Below are 17,144 nucleotides of genomic sequence, written 5' to 3'. Positions count from 1 at the left end.
TGTCAGCCGCGCGCCACCCGCGACCGCCATTTTCCGGGCTGGGCTACGCGGGCAGCGGGTCGGTCAGCCGCTCAACCGGTCACCGCTCAACTGGTCGGCCGGTCGGCCGGTCAGCGGTAGCCGTCGTCGTCGAAGTCGACCACCCGGGCCTGCTCGACCGCGTCCCAGTCGTCGACTTCCAGGCCGCGGTGGACCTCGGCGCCCTGCTCGACCGGGTTGGCCGCCACCGACTGCTCGTAGGCGTCCGCCGGTGGTGCCTCCGGATCACGCTCGTCGGGGGCGAGGTGGTCGGCCGGCGCGAGATCTTCGTCCGGATAGGTCATCGTCGCCTCCGTGGTCGGCTGTCGCTGACATCCACCGTACGGGCATCCTCCGCGGTGCGCAGACCGGCACGCGGAATAGGAGTGTTGTCCGGTTTTGTGGCTGGGACGCCTGTTCCGGGTGGCAGGATGGCGGGATGGTATTCCTGATCAGACTCGCGGTCACCGCCGTCGCGCTCTGGATCACCACGCTGATCGTGCCCGGCATCGACGTCACCGGCGACTCGGCGGCGCGCAACGCCCTCACGCTGATCATCGTCGCGTTGATCTTCGGCCTCGTCAACGCGGTGCTCAAGCCGATCATCAAGGTGGTCGGCTGCGTCTTCTACCTGCTCACCCTGGGGCTGTTCGCCCTCGTCGTCAACGCCCTGCTGTTCCTGCTGACCGACTGGCTGGCAACCCAGCTCGACCTGCCGTTCAGCATCGACGGGTTCTGGCCGGCCTTCTGGGGTGCGATCGTGGTGGCCGTCGTCGGCTGGCTGATCAGCCTGGTCATTCCAGACAAGTACGACCGGCGCTGAACGGGACAAAACACCTGAAGTCCGCTGGCTGCGACGGGTCGTCGGGTGACCCGCGCCAGTGTCCGACGCCTGATGGTCGGCGCCCTCCCCCGGCAGGGGCGATGTCGCCGCCGCACCGTGGCTGCGGGATACTGCCAACGGAGGACAGCGCGGTCCAGCGCACAGAGTTTGAGCACGACATCCGGCCCGTCGACGGACCGAATCGGTACTAAAGGAGCGTTTGAGATGCCCATCGCCTCTCCCGAGGTCTACGCCGAGATGCTCGACCGCGCCAAGGCCGGCGCGTTCGCGTACCCCGCCATCAACGTCACCTCCTCGCAGACCCTCAACGCCGCGCTGCAGGGCTTCGCCGAGGCCGAGAGCGACGGCATCATCCAGGTCTCCACCGGCGGTGCCGAATACCTCTCCGGCCCGACCGTCAAGGACATGGTCACCGGCTCGCTGGCGTTCGCCGCCTTCGCCCACGAGGTGGCCAAGAAGTACCCGGTCAACATCGCGCTGCACACCGACCACTGCCCCAAGAACAAGCTCGACGGCTTCGTCCGGCCGCTGCTGGCCGCCTCCAAGGAGCGGGTCGCCGCCGGTGGCGCGCCGCTGTTCCAGTCGCACATGTGGGACGGGTCCGCCGTACCGCTGAAGGAGAACCTGGAGATCGCCGGCGAGCTGCTCGCCGAGGCCGCCGCCGCCAAGGTCGTGCTGGAGATCGAGGTCGGCGTCGTCGGCGGCGAGGAGGACGGCATCGTCGGCGCCATCGACGAAAAGCTGTACACCACCGTCGAGGACGGCCTGGCCATGGTCGAGGCGCTCGGGCTGGGCGAGAAGGGCCGCTACATGGCGGCGCTGACCTTCGGCAACGTGCACGGCGTCTACAAGCCGGGCAACGTCAAGCTGCGCCCGGAGATCCTCAAGGAGATCCAGGACGCCGTCGGCGCCAAGTACGGCAAGGACAAGCCGCTGAGCCTGGTCTTCCACGGCGGCTCCGGCTCGCTGCTGGAGGAGATCCGGGCCGCGCTGGATTACGGCGTGGTCAAGATGAACATCGACACCGACACCCAGTACGCCTTCACCCGCCCGGTCGTCACCCACATGTTCACCAAGTACGACGGGGTGCTGAAGATCGACGGTGAGGTCGGCGACAAGAAGGCGTACGACCCCCGTGCCTGGGGCAAGGCCGCCGAAGCGGGCATGGCCCAGCGGGTCGTCGCCGCCTGCGAGCACCTGCGCTCCACCGGCACCAGCCTGGCCAAGTAACACCAGCCGAATCGGCCACCGCGCGGCCGGCCCTCGATCCGAGGGCCGGCCGCGCGTCGTCTCCGCCGGGCGGCACCGGTAGGATCGACCGATCCATGAGGCCCGCTGTGGAGGTCGTTCGTGCTCGGCATCGATGGGTACGAGCCACACTGGTGCCACGACGCCGCGACTCTCGCCGCCGCTCATCGCGCCCGGTTCGCCCGGCTGATCGGCCGTCCGCTGGCCGGTACCTGGCTGATGTGGGACCTCGACCAGGACACCTGGTACGCCAACGGACCGGTGATCCTCGGCTTCGGCGACACCAACGTCGAAGTCACCCACCGCAAGTTCGACGAGTGTGCGATCACCTGGAACCAGATCGACATGTCGATGCCGGTGGACCTGTCGGGGCTGCGGCTGGACTGGCGCGGTGACCGGCACCCGGCACCCTTGGCGGCGGTCGGTCGACCGCTGCGGGCGGTCAACGTGATCGAGCGGATCATGCCGTCGCACTGGCGACCGCACGTCCTGCACGCGGTCGAGTTCCTGTTCGACGGGGCCCGGCTCGCCGTACACAACGCCCTCGACGAGAACGGGCTCTCCGCCGACCCCGACGTCGAGCTGCCGATCGTCGCCTGGCGCCGCCGCTCCGTCGCCTGACATCGGCCGGAGCCGTGGTCGCACCGCACAGCGTCACCAGGCGCACAGGAAGCCCTGGTCCCAGGGAAGAAGGGGGCGGGGCCAGGGCTCCTAGGCCGTCTGCGGCGAGCTCAGCGGGTCTGGCGGGCCATCTCGACGAAGCTCGACCAGGCTGCCGGACCGAAGGTCAGGGTCCCGCCGTCGCGGTCCTTCGTGTCACGCACGTGGATGCATCCGGGCAGGTTGTCAGCGACCTCCACACAGCTCATCGTGTCGGACTTAGTGCTTTTGCGCCACCGGGCTCCGGTCAGGTCCATTTCTCCGCCACCCTCATGATCAGCTCTCGGGATTGCTGTGCAGATAGAGCGTACCCCCGGATTATCTCCCACTTCCGCTCAAGGGCCTCGATCTGATTAGGGGACTCGATCAGTTGCCCATCGAGATACCTCTCAAGGAAGCCGACGCAGCGACCCTCTACTGTCGCGAGCACCATCGGTCCGAGAAGTCCGACGTACACCGGGGTGTCCGCCGGGATGACGTGCACTTGGAGGTGCTGTCGATCACCGGCAGACGCAAGCGCCTTCAGTTGATCGCGCATCACCTCGGGGTTGCCCACAAGTCGGTGAAGCGCGGACTCGTCGACGACGGTAGCCAAGTGACACGGGCGGCTGTCCCTGGTGATCACCTCCTGCCGATCAAGCCGCGCGGCCAGCGTCTGCTCCAGTTCCTCCGGCGGCACATCGACCGCCGGGAGCAGAGCGCGCGCGTACGCCTCCGTCTGGAGTAGCCCAGGGACCAGAGCCGGATGGAAGACGCGCAGCAGGGTCGCCCGACCCTCGTACTCGACGAAAGGGCGGTAGTGAGCCGGTGTCCACTCTCCTCGGATGAACTGCCGGTAGAGCGTCACCAGGGCGGTGCCATGCGCATTGTCTATCGCTCGGAGATACCCAGGCAGGATCGGTCGATCACCGCGCTCGACGGCTCCGACGTGCGATGTTGAGAAGTGGATGCGCTGGCCAAACGATTCTTGGCTCAGATCTGCCGCTTCGCGCAGCCTACGAAGTTCCAGCCGTAACCATTCCGTACCGCTCATACGGACCACCCTTCAAGATCGCTACGGGTCAGGCCACCTGTCGGCACTGACCAGCATCCGGGGTGGCGCAGATCGAGGGCCGACAACAGGTGGGCGTCTGGCTTGGTCACGCAGGCCGGGGAGGCGGCGAGGGCGACCTGCAGCCTGCTGGATGGCGACACAACTTCACCCTTCGACTGGTGGGCCGTGTGGTGGGCCTGCCGTGCCAGTGACGGGGGCACTGGCACGGCAGGCTGTCTGGCGTGGCGGCCAGCGGTCGAGCTAGGTACGCGGCTGGCTGCCGAAGTCCGCTGCAAGTACCCGCTGGTCGGCGGCACGCGGTAGACCCGAGCGCTGATCGACTTGCTGCGAACAGCCTGGGCAAGGCGGTAGGTGTCGAACAGCCTCGACACGAACACTCGACGCTGGGGCTACCACAGCCGCGGACGCTTCACGGCTTTGGCCTGTTCGGCCGAGTGTCGACTCGCGAGATGTTGAATCGAGATCTCGAATCTCGCGAAGGTCACGTCCTTAGTGGTTCAGGTCGTAAGTCCTTCGGGGGTTGACGGTCCGGACCTGGCGCGGTTGGTGATCAAGAGGTCCTGGGGCTGAGCTTGAGGTCGCAGACCAGGTCGAAGGCTTCCTCGGTGGTGCCGGTGAACCAGACCTGGTTCTCGTAGTCGTTCGTGCTGGCGGTGTGGATGGCGGTACCCCACCGGTGGGCGGAACCGCCGTAACGCAGTCGCATCAGGGGGAGCCGTTCACCGTCGGTCAGCTCGACGGTGACGTAGGCGAACTGGCCGTGGTACCGCACGTGCACGCCCGCCACCTGTGGCCAGTTCCGGCGGGCGTGCCCGCTCAGCCGCTGGATCAAGGACGCCTTGGTCGACGCGGGGATCGTGGGCATGGCCTCATCCTCCCCGTTCGCGGCGTGTCACGTGCCGCTGTCGAGCCGTCATCCGGCAAGGATCGTGATCCGCCACGGGGGCCGTCGATCGACCGTGGAGTCCTCCAGTGCCCGCCTGCCACGCCCGCCAGATCACCGTGTCCGCCGCCGACCGGCACCGGCTCGAAACCCTGGCCCGCTCACATGCCGCCGGCTACCAGCAGGTCATCCGCGCCCGGATCGTCCGCGACGCCGCCCGTGGCCACTCCAACGCGGCGATCGCCCGCCGGCATCAGGTCACCGTCGACACGGTACGACGCTGGCGCGGTCGGTACGCCGACGAGGGCATGGCCGGGCTGACAGACCGACCCCGCAGCGGACGACCGCCCCGTCTCACCCCGGTCCAGATCGCCGAGGTCAAAGCCCTGGCCTGTCAACTACCGGCCGAGACCGGCACACCGCTGTCGAAGTGGAACTGCCCCGACCTCGCCAGAGAGGTCGCCGCCCGGGGAATCGCCGAGACGATCTCACCGGCCACGATCCGCAGAATCCTGGCCGCCGACACGATCAAACCCTGGCGACACCAGTCGTGGATCTTCATCCGGGACCCGGACTTCGCCACCCGCGCCACCCGCGTCCTGAACCTCTACCAGCGCGTCTTCGACGGTCGGCCACTGGGCGACGACGAGTACGTCATCAGCGCCGACGAGAAGACCTCCATCCAGGCCCGCTGCCGCTGCCACCCCACACTGCCCCCCGGCACCGGCCGCGCCATGCGGGTCAACCACGAGTACGACCGCGGCGGCGCCCTCGCCTACCTCGCCGCCTACGACGTGCACCGCGCCCACGTCATCGGACTCTGCCACGACACCACCGGCATCACCCCGTTCACCGACCTCGTCGACGAGGTCATGACCCGGGAACCGTACGCCTCCGCCCGCCGCGTGTTCTGGATCGTCGACAACGGCTCCTCCCACCGGGGCCAGACCGCGATCGACCGCCTGCGCAGGCGCTACCCCAACGCCGTCATGATCCACACCCCGGTCCACGCCTCCTGGCTCAACCAAATCGAGATCTACTTCTCCATCGTGCAACGCAAAGTCGTCACCCCCAACGACTTCACCAGCCTCGACCAGGTGCAATACCGCCTCGCCGCCTTCGAACAGCGCTACAACGCGACCGCCCGGCCCTTCAGATGGAAGTTCACCCCGACCGACCTCACCGACCTACTGGCCCGGATCGAACGACACGAACGGAAAGACCCACACCCCGAGCAACACGCCGACTGCCAACACCAGCCCGCCGCACACGCCCAGGCCGCGTAACCCCGAAGGACTTACGACCTGAACCACTTAGCCTCGGGGTCGTGCTGGGACCTTGGTGTCGAGAGGCATCGACAGCGACGGACGAACGTGTCCGCTCCCACTGGACGGCACCGGCCACGGCCGAAAGACCATCGCGAAGTTGATCAACGACAGCTGCAGGGCGCGGAGCAATCGCTCGACCGGAAGCTCGGCGAGCTGCTGCAGGTGGTCGACACCGGCCGGGATCGTTGGACGTTGTGCACGGTGATCTTGCTGCACCCGCCAGTCCAGCCCTCTGCGGTCCGTCTTGTGTCGTCGGCTCTGTGCTGGAGCGCTACGGCGGTCGGCGAGGCGCAGCGGGCTGGGGGCGTGACCGGTCAGGGTTGGGTGTGCTGCTGGAGGTTGGCGAGGCTGGTGGCGAAGGTGGTGGTCAGGCTGTCGAGGACGGCCTTGCCTTTGGTGGCGGTGGCGGTGGATGGTGCGCCGATGACGCCGGTGTGCGTGTAGCCGCGCATGCCGAGCACTAGGAGGTCGGGTCGTTCGGTGAGGTGGTCGGCGGTCTGGTAGCCGGGTCGGACGAGTTCGGGGCACAGGTGCAGGAGCAGGGAGGTCTCAATCTCACCGGCGTGCATGTCGTCGTGGCTGGTGCTGTCGAGGCCGGCGTGCTGGCGGGCGGTTTCCCAGTCTTGCCTCCTCGGGTAGAGGGCCATGCGCCGTCCGCTGGTGTTGGCTTCCTGGACGATGTTGGACAGCACGTAGTTGCCGCCGTGGCCGTTGACCACAATCCACCGGTCGACGCCGTCCCGGTTTAGCGACTCGGCGACGTCGGTGATGATGTGGGTCAGGGTGGAGGAGCGGATGCTGACGGTGCCGGGCCAGCCGGTGTGTTCCTGCGAGCAGCTGATCGTCACCGGGGGCAGCAGCAGGCCGTAGACGGTCGCGGCGGCTTTCGCGATCGCGCAGGCCACGATGGTGTCGGTGATTAGTGGGGTGGGCGCCGTGTTGTTCGAAGCTGCCCAACGGGAGGACGGCGACGCTCGCGGCCCGGCTGGCCTCGTCTGCGGTGGTCGCGGTGGAGATCAGGTCCATGATCACAGTCTGGTCGTTGACGCGACGAGGGAGAAGGCATTGTGGAAATCGGCGACCTCGGTGGATCCCGTTACGCCTACGAGCCGACCGTGGAGATGGTGCAGGGAGGTCATCGCCCTGGCAGCCGAGGTCGCGGCGGCCAAATTTAGGGCGCGGCTGCCTTCGGCACCCGCCTCGGCCAGCCGGTTCGTCGCGGCGTAGGACCGGGCGAGCCGGTTTCAGGTGAGCGCCTCGTCCTGGCGGTAGTCGGCGGGCCAGCCGGTTGTCGAGGTCTTCAACGTTGAGACTTCGAGTCGATAGAAGATTTTGTTGTCGTTGCGGGTGACGCCGAGATGCGCGTAGAAGCGCTGGGCGTGGGTGTTGTCCCGGTCGGTGGTCCACTCGAGTCGGCTGCAGTCGTTCGCCACCGCCACCTTGACGAGGTGGTCCATAAGTTGCTTCCCGATTCCCTGGCCTCTGGCTGCTTCCGCTACGTACAGCTCTTTGAGGTAGAGGGAGCGGGTTAGGCCGACAGCCGGCCACAGAAAGGAGTACGTCGCGAGCCCGACGAGTTCCCGGGCGTTCCAGGCGAGTGCAGCGTAGGCAAGGGGAGGGTCACCGAACAGAGCCTCGTTGATCTGGCGGATACGCACCTCGTACGGCTCGACTGCGGTCTCGCCGTAGAACGTGTCCAGTTCCTGCAGGAGCGCGGCGAGCGCGTCCACGTGGGCTGGATCGGCGGGTGCTATGCGGGTCACGGACCTTGAGCCTTCCTATCTGGCCGTCGTCAACAGCGCTCGCAGGTCGCCTGCGGTCGACGCGGAACGTTGCGTCGCGGGCAGCGCGTCAAGGACATGACGCGCCCGCTCGGCGATTATGCCCTGACGCTTCGCCTCGTCGAGGCTGCCGATCGTGTCCGCGATTTGGTCCAGAGCGTCGGACGCATGGCCCGTGACAGTCAGACAAGTGGCGCGATCCAGTCGGGTCAGTGCCCAGTCGGTGTAGTCGGCGGGTGGACAGAGCTCCAGCGCCCGATCCTGGACGGCGAGTGCCGCCTCGACATCGCCCAGACGGGTGTAGGCGTTCTGCTCATGGAACCGCAGCTGGGCCTCGCTGTAGCCGAACGCGGAGGAATTGAGGTCGTCTCCTTCGAGGCGGGACAGCATGTCCTCGGCGCGTCCCAACGCGGTCCGGGTCTGCTCGCGCTGTCCCGTCGCGGCGTACGCCCGTGCTTCGACCGCCGCCGCCAAGGCAGTTCCCACCGACGCCTGCCTGGCGATCTCCTGCGCGTGCCGCGCGAGGTCGATCGTCTCCCGGAAGTCCGCGCCATAGTAGTAGACATGTGCTTCCTGAGCGAGCACCCAGGAGCGCGTCACCGGGTCTCCTGCTTCGACGGCGGCGAGCCGAGCGGTGCGTGCCCATCGGTGGGCGGCCGACCGGTCATCGACCCTGCACAGAACAAGGCACATCAGACCCGACATTTGCGAGGCCATCCTGGTCACGCGACGCAGGGTGGAAGCCGACGGATGACGTCCGATGACCTCTCTCAACTCGCCGAGGTCAGCGACGAACTCGGCGAGCAGCACAGCGGTTGGGCGGTCTCGCGTCGCACGGCCGTGCCCGGCGACGACCTGTTCCCACTCGTCCAGCCCGACCGAGGTCATCGATCCCGAACTCAATAACTCATTGAGCGAGCGACGCAACCCTTCAACGTCGTCGCCACCCACCGACGAGCCGGTCCCTACACCGTCGTGACCATCACCCTGGGAGAGGCGCTCGCCAGCAGGTGATGCCGCCAGCGCACGAGCGCCGGGGACCACGTCCGCTGGACTCGCTTGCGCCAGCACCCGGGGGTCGACAGCTTTCCACCGCGCCTGACGAGCCGCCTCGGCCTTCTCTTCCTTAAGCCGTGCTTCGAGAGCCCGGTATTCGTCGTAGCCGGAGATCAGTTCGCTGCCGGCGTCGAGGAGCGAGTCGCACTGTACCCAGAAGACCCGGTCAACCACCTGCCGGCCGCATTCGACGTTGCCCACGGTGCTGCGAGTGCTGTGTACCCGCCGTGCCACGTCATCCTGGGTGAGCCCGCGCGTCCTACGCCATCCGGCGAGCCGACGTCCAAGCGCCCGCTTCACGTCACTGAGCTGCTGCGGATCCACGAGGAAGCCCTCCACCGTCATCGCAGTGCAGATCACCATTCGCCACGTACCCCTCACGGCACGTCGACACTAGCCGACAATCGAGACCGGGGTCACACCCGGCCCGCACAGCGGTATCCCGGCCGGCCCAAACAGAGTGGCGGGACGTTGTCGAGGATTCGTGTCGAGGGTGTTCGACATCGACGTTCAGGCGTTGAGTGGATGCGACCAACCTTTGATCCAGCGCCTTGTCTGCGTCTGGGGATTGTGGCGCACGATCACCGCGACCTGCTGGGAACGGTGGGGCTTCAGATGGTGGTCGCGAAGATGTGTTCAGGACCGGGCAGCGATCCGACCGAGCGGGTCGTCCGGATGGGCGGCCGTGACAGATGGGGAGTGGCGTAGCGGATGAGTGTCGACATGGTGACCAGCGATGGTCTGCGGGCGGCGATGGTGGATGGGTTGGTCACTGATCATGCGGCAAAGGGTCTGACGATGCGGCCGGAGGTGGAGGCGGCGTTGCGGGTGGTGCCGCGTGAGTTGTACACGCCGGGTGTGCCGTTGGAGGAGGCGTATCGGGGTGACAGCGCGGTCATCACGAAGCGGCGGGGTGCGGAGACCGTGAGTTCGGTGTCGGCGCCGTGGTTGATCGCGGAGATGCTGGGTCAGGCGGCTGATGCCTTCGATGGCGGCCTGCTCGGTCGGCATGTGTTGGAGGTCGGTTCGGGTGGCTACAACGCGTCGTTGCTGCGGGAGTTGGTGGGCCCGTCGGGTTCGGTGACGACGGTGGACATCGATCCGGATGTGACGGAGCGGGCGGTGGCCTGTCTGGCGGCTGCGGGCTACGGCGATGTGACGGTGGTGTGTGCCGACGCCGAGCGGCCGATCGAGCCGGGTCGCCGGTTCGACCTGATCATCGTGACGGCGGGGGCGTGGGATGTCCCGGAGTCGTGGGTCGCGCAGCTCGCCGAGGACGGGGTGCTGGTGGTGCCGTTGCGGACGTTCGGGATGACCCGGTCGTGGGCGTTGCGTCGGGTCGGTGACCGGCTGGTGAGCCACAGTCAGCGTCTGTGTGGGTTCGTGTCGATGCAGGGTGCCGGTGCGCACGAGATGCGCTATGTCGACATCGCCGACGGGGTGCATCTGCGGCTGGACGAGGACCAGCCGGTGTCGGCGGAGTCGGTCGCCGGGTTGCTGTCGCAGCCGCGTGAGCAGGTGTGGGCCGGGGTGAGTCTGCCGCCCCGTACCGTGCTGGCGGATCTGGATCTGTGGCTGGCGGTGCGTCTGTCCGCTGAGGTGGATCAGTTCGTGGTGCTGTCGGCACAGCAGGAAGCGGTCGACGCGGGCGTGGTGGCGCCCGCGTGGCGGTTCGGTACGCCGGCCGCGTTGCACGAGGGCACGTTCTCCTACCGGTCGGCGCTGGCCTGGACCGGGGACCGGTTCGATGTGGGTGCGTGTGCTCACGGGCCGGACGCCGCCGCTGCGGCGGAGCGGATGGTGGCGCACATGCGCGACTGGGTGGACGGCGGCGAGCCGGCCCCGGCGTTGCAGGTGCTGCCCGCGGCTACTCCCGACGGTGACCTGCCGGCCGGGACGGTGCTGGACAAGCGGCACAGCCGTGTCGTCCTCACCTTCAACCCCGCATGAGAAGGGAAAACGCGAGTGGAGACCACGGAAATCGAGGAGTTCGACCTGGACATCACCCTGGTCGACGCCGGCCCCGCAGCGGGCGGGTACGCCACCAACACCGACGACAACTGCGGCTCGGGTAACACCGGGTCGAACGCCTGCTCCGGCGGCGGCAAGTAGCACGGATTCGACGCCGTTTCGGGCCCGGCGTCCCGGACGCCGGGCCCCTCTTCTTCCGGTGGTGTGTCGTGGTTCCTGCGGCGGGTGCGGCCCTGGTCAGAGCCGCCGCCTACCCGGACGGGCTGACCGTGCCGGCCTGGCCCGACCTGACATCGGAGCAGCCGGAGCCGTGGCGGGATTGGCTGGTGCAGGTGTGGGCGTTGCCGGGTTTCGCGGCGGCGGTCGCCTCCGCCACGCCGGAGCTCGCCGAACGGATCGGCCGGGTGGCGGCCGGCGAGCCGATGTCGGGTCGCCGGTGGCGTCGCCTGGTCGAGACGGTCGTGCGGTACCTGCTGCGGTGGACGACACGGGCGACGCCGTTCGGTGTCTTCGCCGGGGTGGCGCCGGTCGAGTTCGGTGCCCACGCGGGCGTGCGGTGGGGCGGGGCGCACCGGGTGGTCGTCCGCCCGGACGGCGAGTTCGTCGCCGAGGTCACCGCCCGCGCGGAGCAGGACGTGACCGTCCTGCGGGGTGTCGCGGTGGTGACGAACGTGGTGGGGTACCGGCGTGGCGGGGTGTGGGTGGTGCCCTGCGCCCGTACCGACGGTGACCGCAGGCGGGACGTCGAGGTCCGGTTGACCGGGCCGGTGCGGGCGGTGATCGACGCCGCCGCCCGGCCGGTCGCGTTCACGGTGTTGGCGGGGCGGGTCGGCGGGCCGTCGCCGGCGGGGGTGGCTGCGGCCGAGCGGATGCTGGCCACGCTGGTGCGGTCGGGGGTGCTGCTGTCGGCGCTGCGGCCGGCGATGACGGTCACCGACCCGGTGGCCCACCTGGCCCGCCACGGTACGGTTCCCGACCCCGGCGGGAGGGTCGCGGCCGACGTGCGTCTGGACGTGTCGGTGACGCTGCCTGCGGCGGGTTCTGCGCGAGGCGGGTCGGGCGGCGGCGACGTTGGCGGCGGTGGCACCTCCTACGCCCGGGTGGGTGGAGTATCACGGTGCCTTCATCCAGCGGTGGGGTCCGGGAGCGGCGGTGCCGCTGCGGGAGGTGGTGAACGTGCTGGGTTTTCCCGCCGGATACCGGGGGTCGATCCGGCGGGTGCCGGCAGGGTTCTCGGCCCGTGACCGGCTGCTCGCCCATCTGGCTCAGCGGTCGGCGGTGGACGGCCGGGCCGAGGCCGTCCTCGACGACGACCTGGTCGGTCGGCTACGGGGAGACGACGACCGGCAGCCGACGCCACACACGGAGCTGCGGTTCACGCTCGCGGCCGCGTCCCTACGGGATCTGGACCAGGGCAGGTTCACGTTGACCGTGGCCAGTGGCGCCCGCCATGCCGGGGTGTCTGCCGGCCGGTTCCTGCACCTGCTCACCCCCGGCGAGCTGTCGTCGTTCCAGCAGGTCTACCGGAGTCTGCCGACCGTGCTGCCCGACGCGGACGCGGTGCAGCTGTCCGGTCCGCCGCTGGACCCGCGTCTGACCCCGCTCGCGCGGACACCTGAACTGCTGCCCGTCCTGCCCGTCGGGGACTTCCACCCCGACCCGCCGTACACAGTCGCGGATCTCGCCGTGACCGGCGATGGCCGCCGGCTGTGGCTGGTCTCCCGCAGCACCGGCCGGACGGTCGAGCCGCTGCTGTTCAACAGCGTGCTGCTGCCCGACCTGCAGCAGCCGCTGACACGGTTCCTGACCGAGATCTCGACGGCGTGGACGGCACCCTGCAGCCGGTTCGACTGGGGACAGGCACACGACCTGCCGTTCCTGCCCCGGGTGCGGCGCGGACGCAGCGTGCTGCACCCCGCTCGATGGGTCATCGACCGACACATCCTCCCACCCGGTGTGCCCTGGCCGGTGTGGCGGGACGCCTGGCAGCGGCACCGCGAACACCACCAGCTCCCGGCTGAGATCCTGCTCGGCGGTGGCGATGACGTGCGGCTGCGCCTGAACCTCGACGACGACACCCACCTCGTCGTGCTGCGCCGCCACCTCGACCGACATGCTCGGACGGTCGTCACCGAAGCGCCCGGCCCGGCCGGCTGGATCGACGACCGGCCCGCCGAAATCCTGCTCACCCTCACCGACACCCCACCAGCAACCCGCCCTACCGAGCGCGCCAGGCCGGTCCGGGCCGTGACCGCCGTGGCGCACCGGCCCGCGCCGTCGTCACCGTGGCTGGAAACCCGGCTGTACGGGCGGCTCGACGACATCCTCACCGACCTCACCCGACAGACCGCGCCCGTGCTCCCGGTGGGCTGGTGGTTCCTGCGCTACCCCGACCCCGAACCCCACCTGCGGCTACGCATCCCACTGCCCGACGCGACGAGCTTCGCCGGCATCGCCGGACGCCTCGCCGAGTGGACACACCGCCTGGAACACGACGGCGTCCTGCACGACTACAGTTTGCATACGTACCGGCCCGAGACCCGCCACGGCACCGGACCCACGCTCGCCGCCGCCGAGGCCGTGTTCGCCGCTGACTCCCGCACAGCGCTACGGCGGCTGACCGGCGACCGCGTCTGCGGTGCGGACCGCCAGGCCGTCACCGCCGCCGGCATGATCGCCGTCGCCGACGCGTTCACCGGCGACGGGCCACGCTGGCTCACCGACCACGTCCCGCACCGCAGCGGCCCGCGACTCGACCCCGCCCAACTCGACCTCGTCCGCACCCCACATCGCGACGATGATCGTGCGGCGGCGCTGTCCGTCTACCGGGACCTCGCCCACGCCGACGGCCTCGACCTCGACCAGGTGCTGGCTGACCTGCTGCACCTGCACCACGCCCGCATGATCGGCGTCGACCCCGCCTCCGAACGGCACTGCCTGCGGCTGGCCCGCGCCGTCGCCCGCACCCACCAGGCGACCTCATGAGCAGCGGGCAGTCCCTCGCCGACGGCGCGGCCGGGGTCGCCCTGCTGCATCTGGAAACCGGCGACTGGCTGGCCGCGTACGCCGCCCTGCGGGAAGCCGCCGCCGACGGCGTCAGCATCGCCGACGGCGCCAGCCTCTTCCACGGCGCACCCGCGCTCGCCTTCGTCCTCGCCACTGCCGACCACCCCCGGCTCGCGCGGGCCCGAACCGTCGCAGCGTCCGGCACCGCCACCGTGACCCGCCGACGGCTCGACGCCGCCCACCGCCGTATCGATTCCCGCCGCCGGCCGCATTACGCCGAGTACGACCTCATCCGTGGCGTGACCGGCCTCGGTGTCGCCCTGCGCCGCCTCGGCGATCACGACCTGCTCCGCCACGTCCTCGACTACCTGGTCCGCCTCACCGAACCTGTCGACGGCCTTCCCGGCTGGTGGTGCGCCAACGGACCCGACCGCCACCAGCCGCCACCGCGTGGGGGTCACGCCAACCACGGCCTCGCCCATGGCATCACCGGGGCCCTCGCACTGCTCGCCCTCACGCACCGCGACGGCATCAGCGTCAACGGACACACCACCGCGATCATGCGGATATGTGACTGGCTGGACCGGTGGCAGCAGCACACCGACGGCGCTACCTGGTGGCCGCAAACACTCACCCTCGACGACGTACACCGGGGCACACCAGCGCAGCGACAGCCACTGCGGCCCTCCTGGTGCTACGGCACCCCCGGCATCGCCCGCGCCCAGCAACTGGCCGGCATCGCCCTGAACGACACCCCCCGGCGCCACCTCGCCGACACCGCGTTCACCACCTGCGTGAACGACCCCGAACAGATCCGCCGACTCACCGACCGCAGCCTCTGCCACGGCACCGCCGGCCTCCTCGCGGTCGGCCGGCGCATCGCCGCCGACGCGCTCACCCCGACACCCGTCACGCCGCTGACCCGTCTGCACCAGCGCACCACCAGCTCCACCAACGCCGACGAGCCCGCCGGACTTCTCGGGGGCACCAGCGGCACCCGACTCGCCACCGCAGCGACCACCACGACCGGGTGGGACGCCTGCCTCCTCCTGCACTGATCTGCACTGACGAAAGGCCCGCCATGGACACCGTCTGGAAACAGGTGACCATCGACTACCCCGGCCGCAGCCGCCACGAACGCGAACACAACGCCATACCCCACCTACGCAGCGTGCTGCCCGCCGCCGAAACCGCCGGCCTCATCACCGCATGGTGGTTCATCCGCAAAGGACCCTGGCGCATCCGCTACTTGCCCGCAACACCCACCGACCACCCCGACCCCGCACACCGCCTCCTCACCCAGAACGTCCCCTGGACCCACGACATCTACGAACCCGAAACCCACACCTTCGGCGGCCCCGACGCGATGAACACCGCCCACACCCTGTTCCACCACGACAGCCACCACCTCCTCACCTACCTCCACGACCAACCCACCAACCGACGCGAACACTCACTCATCCTCACCACCGCACTGATGCGCGCCGCCGGACTCGACATCAACGAACAAGCCGACGTCTGGGCCCGCGCCGCACAACATCGCCCCGACCACCCCCCACCCAGCCACCCGCACCGACTCCGCCACCTGGGAATCGTTCACCGACAAGATCCGCCACCTGCTACTCGGCCACTCCCACACCACGAGCGACTGGCACACCGCCTTCGCGCACGCCGGCACCGCCCTTGCCGGCCTGCGCGCCACCGGCTCACTCACCCGCGGACTACGCGCGATCATCACCGAACACGTGATCTTTCACTGGAACCGGATCGGACTACCCGCCACCACCCAAGCCATCCTTGCCCATGCCGCAACCGAAGCAATCCTCGGCAGCAACCGCACCGACGACCGGCAGACGGCGAGCCGAACCTCGCATTCCGCCCACGGTTGGCCACGGTCAGCTCACCAGACACCAACCACGGCTGACGGGACGTTATCCAATGAATCGGACCGACCGCCGGATAGTCGATCGTCGTGCCGGGTCGGGGTCAGTGTCGCGACTGGGCCGGCACCACTGCCGGCACCGGGGTGGCGGTGAGGAGCGAGACCGCCTCGTGGACGTCGTCGGTGAGCCGGATCAGCCCGGACAGGTCACCGGCCGGGGACAGCGCCAGCAGCGGCGCCAGGACGGTCTCCACCGGCAGCGTCTGCGTCCAGAAGGAGCGGTCCAGGAAGACGTACGGGCCGCTGGCGCCGTCGGTGCCGTAGAAGGTCTTCGTCGCCGCCTGGAACACCTCCTGCACGGTGCCGGCCCGGCCGGGAGCGAACACGATCCCGCCCCGGGCCAGCCGCAGGATGGTGTCCTCCCGGACGGCGTTGCAGAAGTACTTGGCGATCCGGCCGGCGAACAGGTTCGCTGGCTCGTGCCCGTACAGCCAGGTGGGGATGGCCAGCCCACCGGCCCGCGCCCAGCCGAAGCGGTCGGCGTCGGCACCAGTCGCGGCGGCGTCGGCCGGGGCGTACCGCTGTCGGACCGTCAGCGCGGCGGCCGTGTACGGCTGCTGGTCGGCGTAGTCGGGTGCGGTGCCGAGCAGGTCGATCGCGGCGGCCAGGTCGTCGGCGTCGTGGCCGCTCAGGTAGGCACCGAGGTTGGCCGCCTCCATCACGCCGGGTCCGCCGCCGGTGACGACCAGGCGGCCGGCGCGGGCCAGCTCCCAGCCGAGGGTCGCGGCCAGCCGGTACGCGGAGGTACCGCGGCGTACGGCGTGCCCGCCCATCACCCCGATCACCGAGGCCGCCCCGTACGCGCCGATCCAGTCCCGGGTGGCGTCGGCGAGCGCGTTGTCGATGGCGTGGTCGTGCAGCCGTTGGGCGAGCGCCTCCCGGATCTCGGGCAGGGCACCGCCGTGGGCGCGGAAGTGCTGGTAGACCAGGTTGTCGTACATGCCGTCGGCGCCGTGCTCGGCGAAGCCGGCGGCCAGGTCGGCGGGGGTGTAGAGGCGGGGTGGATGGGTCGGGTACGGCAGCCCGGCGAACGGCGGTACGACGTGCGCGCCGCGCCGGACCAGGTCCGCTTCGACATCGGCGGACGGGAACGAGCAACCCAGGAAGAGCGCGTCGGTGAGATCGACGGCACTCAGGTCGGGTACCGGCGCTTCGTCGAACCGTAGGCCCTGCACGGTGAGCCCGGCCAGGCTGCCGGCGCGCAGATGGTGGTCGAGTTCTTCGCGGGACTCCACTTCGTGCGGCGTGGTGTCGTGCGGCGTGGTGTCGTGCGGTGCCGGCAGCTCTGCCGTCAGTGGGGTAGGCACCGGCACATTTTCCCGTACCGCCGCAAACAGGAGCGAAGCCCGGTGG

The 17,144-nt window shown here is 69.5% G+C and carries 14 protein-coding genes and 3 pseudogenes; 9 read left to right on the top strand and 8 right to left on the bottom strand.

Annotation, left to right across the window (positions count from 1 at the left end; translation table 11 throughout):
• Positions 1–110: 110 nt before the first annotated feature.
• Positions 111–323 (bottom strand): hypothetical protein, encoded by a 213-nt coding sequence (locus O7632_RS02050; protein ID WP_278110935.1) that lies wholly within the window; start codon positions 321–323, stop codon positions 111–113.
• A gap of 134 nt (positions 324–457) precedes the next feature.
• On the opposite strand from O7632_RS02050, the gene O7632_RS02045 reads away from it, so the two are divergent.
• The 3 genes from O7632_RS02045 to O7632_RS02035 all read left to right on the top strand — a co-directional run bounded on the left by O7632_RS02045 (position 458) and on the right by O7632_RS02035 (position 2,731).
• Positions 458–841 (top strand): phage holin family protein, encoded by a 384-nt coding sequence (locus tag O7632_RS02045; protein WP_278110933.1) that lies wholly within the window; start codon positions 458–460, stop codon positions 839–841.
• A gap of 225 nt (positions 842–1,066) precedes the next feature.
• Positions 1,067–2,092: a class II fructose-bisphosphate aldolase gene (gene fbaA / locus O7632_RS02040; protein WP_278110931.1), complete on the top strand. Its 1,026-nt coding sequence runs from the start codon at positions 1,067–1,069 to the stop codon at positions 2,090–2,092.
• Between the two features lie 120 nt (positions 2,093–2,212).
• Complete coding sequence (locus O7632_RS02035) at positions 2,213–2,731, top strand: hypothetical protein (protein ID WP_278110929.1); 519 nt, start codon at positions 2,213–2,215, stop codon at positions 2,729–2,731.
• A gap of 110 nt (positions 2,732–2,841) precedes the next feature.
• Here O7632_RS02035 and O7632_RS02030 read toward each other — a convergent pair whose 3' ends face one another.
• From O7632_RS02030 to O7632_RS02020, 3 genes are all read right to left on the bottom strand, one after another.
• Entirely contained in the window at positions 2,842–3,027 is a 186-nt protein-coding gene (locus O7632_RS02030; RefSeq protein ID WP_278110926.1) for a DUF397 domain-containing protein, read from the bottom strand.
• Entirely contained in the window at positions 3,018–3,803 is a 786-nt protein-coding gene (locus O7632_RS02025) for a helix-turn-helix transcriptional regulator (RefSeq protein ID WP_278110924.1), read from the bottom strand. The genes O7632_RS02030 and O7632_RS02025 overlap by 10 nt, the downstream gene beginning before the upstream one ends.
• Before the next feature lie 571 nt (positions 3,804–4,374).
• Positions 4,375–4,689, bottom strand: a complete 315-nt coding sequence (locus O7632_RS02020) for a PH domain-containing protein (RefSeq protein WP_278110294.1) — start codon at positions 4,687–4,689, stop codon at positions 4,375–4,377.
• 107 nt (positions 4,690–4,796) lie between these two features.
• Between O7632_RS02020 and O7632_RS02015 the strand changes: the two genes are divergently transcribed.
• Positions 4,797–5,993 carry an IS630 family transposase gene (locus O7632_RS02015; protein ID WP_278110295.1) on the top strand — a complete coding sequence of 399 codons (1,197 nt, stop codon included), beginning with the start codon at positions 4,797–4,799 and terminating at the stop codon, positions 5,991–5,993.
• A 356-nt stretch (positions 5,994–6,349) separates the two neighbouring features.
• Here the strand turns inward: O7632_RS02015 and O7632_RS02010 are convergent.
• The 3 genes and pseudogenes from O7632_RS02010 to O7632_RS02000 form a co-directional block, all read right to left on the bottom strand.
• A pseudogene (locus O7632_RS02010) lies at positions 6,350–7,061 on the bottom strand (creatininase family protein).
• A 218-nt stretch (positions 7,062–7,279) separates the two neighbouring features.
• Positions 7,280–7,765, bottom strand: a complete 486-nt coding sequence (locus tag O7632_RS02005) for a GNAT family N-acetyltransferase (RefSeq protein WP_278110920.1) — start codon at positions 7,763–7,765, stop codon at positions 7,280–7,282.
• Positions 7,766–7,813: 48 nt separating this feature from the next.
• Positions 7,814–9,235 (bottom strand): helix-turn-helix transcriptional regulator, encoded by a 1,422-nt coding sequence (locus O7632_RS02000; RefSeq protein ID WP_278110919.1) that lies wholly within the window; start codon positions 9,233–9,235, stop codon positions 7,814–7,816.
• A 348-nt stretch (positions 9,236–9,583) separates the two neighbouring features.
• On the opposite strand from O7632_RS02000, the gene fxlM reads away from it, so the two are divergent.
• From fxlM to O7632_RS01975, 5 genes and pseudogenes are all read left to right on the top strand, one after another.
• Entirely contained in the window at positions 9,584–10,822 is a 1,239-nt protein-coding gene (gene fxlM / locus O7632_RS01995) for a methyltransferase, FxLD system (RefSeq protein ID WP_278110918.1), read from the top strand.
• A 15-nt stretch (positions 10,823–10,837) separates the two neighbouring features.
• Positions 10,838–10,984 (top strand): FxLD family lanthipeptide, encoded by a 147-nt coding sequence (locus O7632_RS01990; RefSeq protein WP_278110917.1) that lies wholly within the window; start codon positions 10,838–10,840, stop codon positions 10,982–10,984.
• A 68-nt stretch (positions 10,985–11,052) separates the two neighbouring features.
• Positions 11,053–13,828 (top strand): annotated as a pseudogene (locus O7632_RS01985) (lantibiotic dehydratase).
• A complete protein-coding gene (locus tag O7632_RS01980) occupies positions 13,825–14,907 on the top strand; it encodes a lanthionine synthetase C family protein (protein ID WP_278110914.1) in 1,083 nt (360 codons plus the stop codon). The pseudogene O7632_RS01985 and the gene O7632_RS01980 overlap by 4 nt, the downstream one beginning before the upstream one ends.
• A gap of 23 nt (positions 14,908–14,930) precedes the next feature.
• A pseudogene (locus O7632_RS01975) lies at positions 14,931–15,885 on the top strand (thiopeptide-type bacteriocin biosynthesis protein).
• Here the strand turns inward: O7632_RS01975 and O7632_RS01970 are convergent.
• Positions 15,836–17,098: a hypothetical protein gene (locus O7632_RS01970; protein WP_278110912.1), complete on the bottom strand. Its 1,263-nt coding sequence runs from the start codon at positions 17,096–17,098 to the stop codon at positions 15,836–15,838. The pseudogene O7632_RS01975 and the gene O7632_RS01970 overlap by 50 nt on opposite strands.
• Positions 17,099–17,144 lie beyond the last annotated feature (46 nt).

This window comes from Solwaraspora sp. WMMD406 (genome assembly GCF_029626025.1).
In the GTDB taxonomy this organism is placed as follows: Bacteria; Actinomycetota; Actinomycetes; order Mycobacteriales; family Micromonosporaceae; genus Micromonospora_E.
Note: the sequence above shows the minus strand (reverse complement) of the source record. Positions and strands in the feature narration are given on the sequence as shown.

Bases quoted from the DNA above. Each gene is read 5' to 3' on its own strand.
- O7632_RS02050 (WP_278110935.1), bottom strand. From the start codon at position 323: ATGACCTATCCGGACGAAGATCTCGCGCCGGCCGACCACCTCGCCCCC.
- O7632_RS02045 (WP_278110933.1), top strand. From the start codon at position 458: ATGGTATTCCTGATCAGACTCGCGGTCACCGCCGTCGCGCTCTGGATC.
- fbaA (WP_278110931.1), top strand. From the start codon at position 1,067: ATGCCCATCGCCTCTCCCGAGGTCTACGCCGAGATGCTCGACCGCGCC.
- O7632_RS02030 (WP_278110926.1), bottom strand. From the start codon at position 3,027: ATGGACCTGACCGGAGCCCGGTGGCGCAAAAGCACTAAGTCCGACACG.
- O7632_RS02025 (WP_278110924.1), bottom strand. From the start codon at position 3,803: ATGAGCGGTACGGAATGGTTACGGCTGGAACTTCGTAGGCTGCGCGAA.
- O7632_RS02020 (WP_278110294.1), bottom strand. From the start codon at position 4,689: ATGCCCACGATCCCCGCGTCGACCAAGGCGTCCTTGATCCAGCGGCTG.
- O7632_RS02000 (WP_278110919.1), bottom strand. From the start codon at position 9,235: ATGGTGATCTGCACTGCGATGACGGTGGAGGGCTTCCTCGTGGATCCG.
- fxlM (WP_278110918.1), top strand. From the start codon at position 9,584: ATGAGTGTCGACATGGTGACCAGCGATGGTCTGCGGGCGGCGATGGTG.
- O7632_RS01980 (WP_278110914.1), top strand. From the start codon at position 13,825: ATGAGCAGCGGGCAGTCCCTCGCCGACGGCGCGGCCGGGGTCGCCCTG.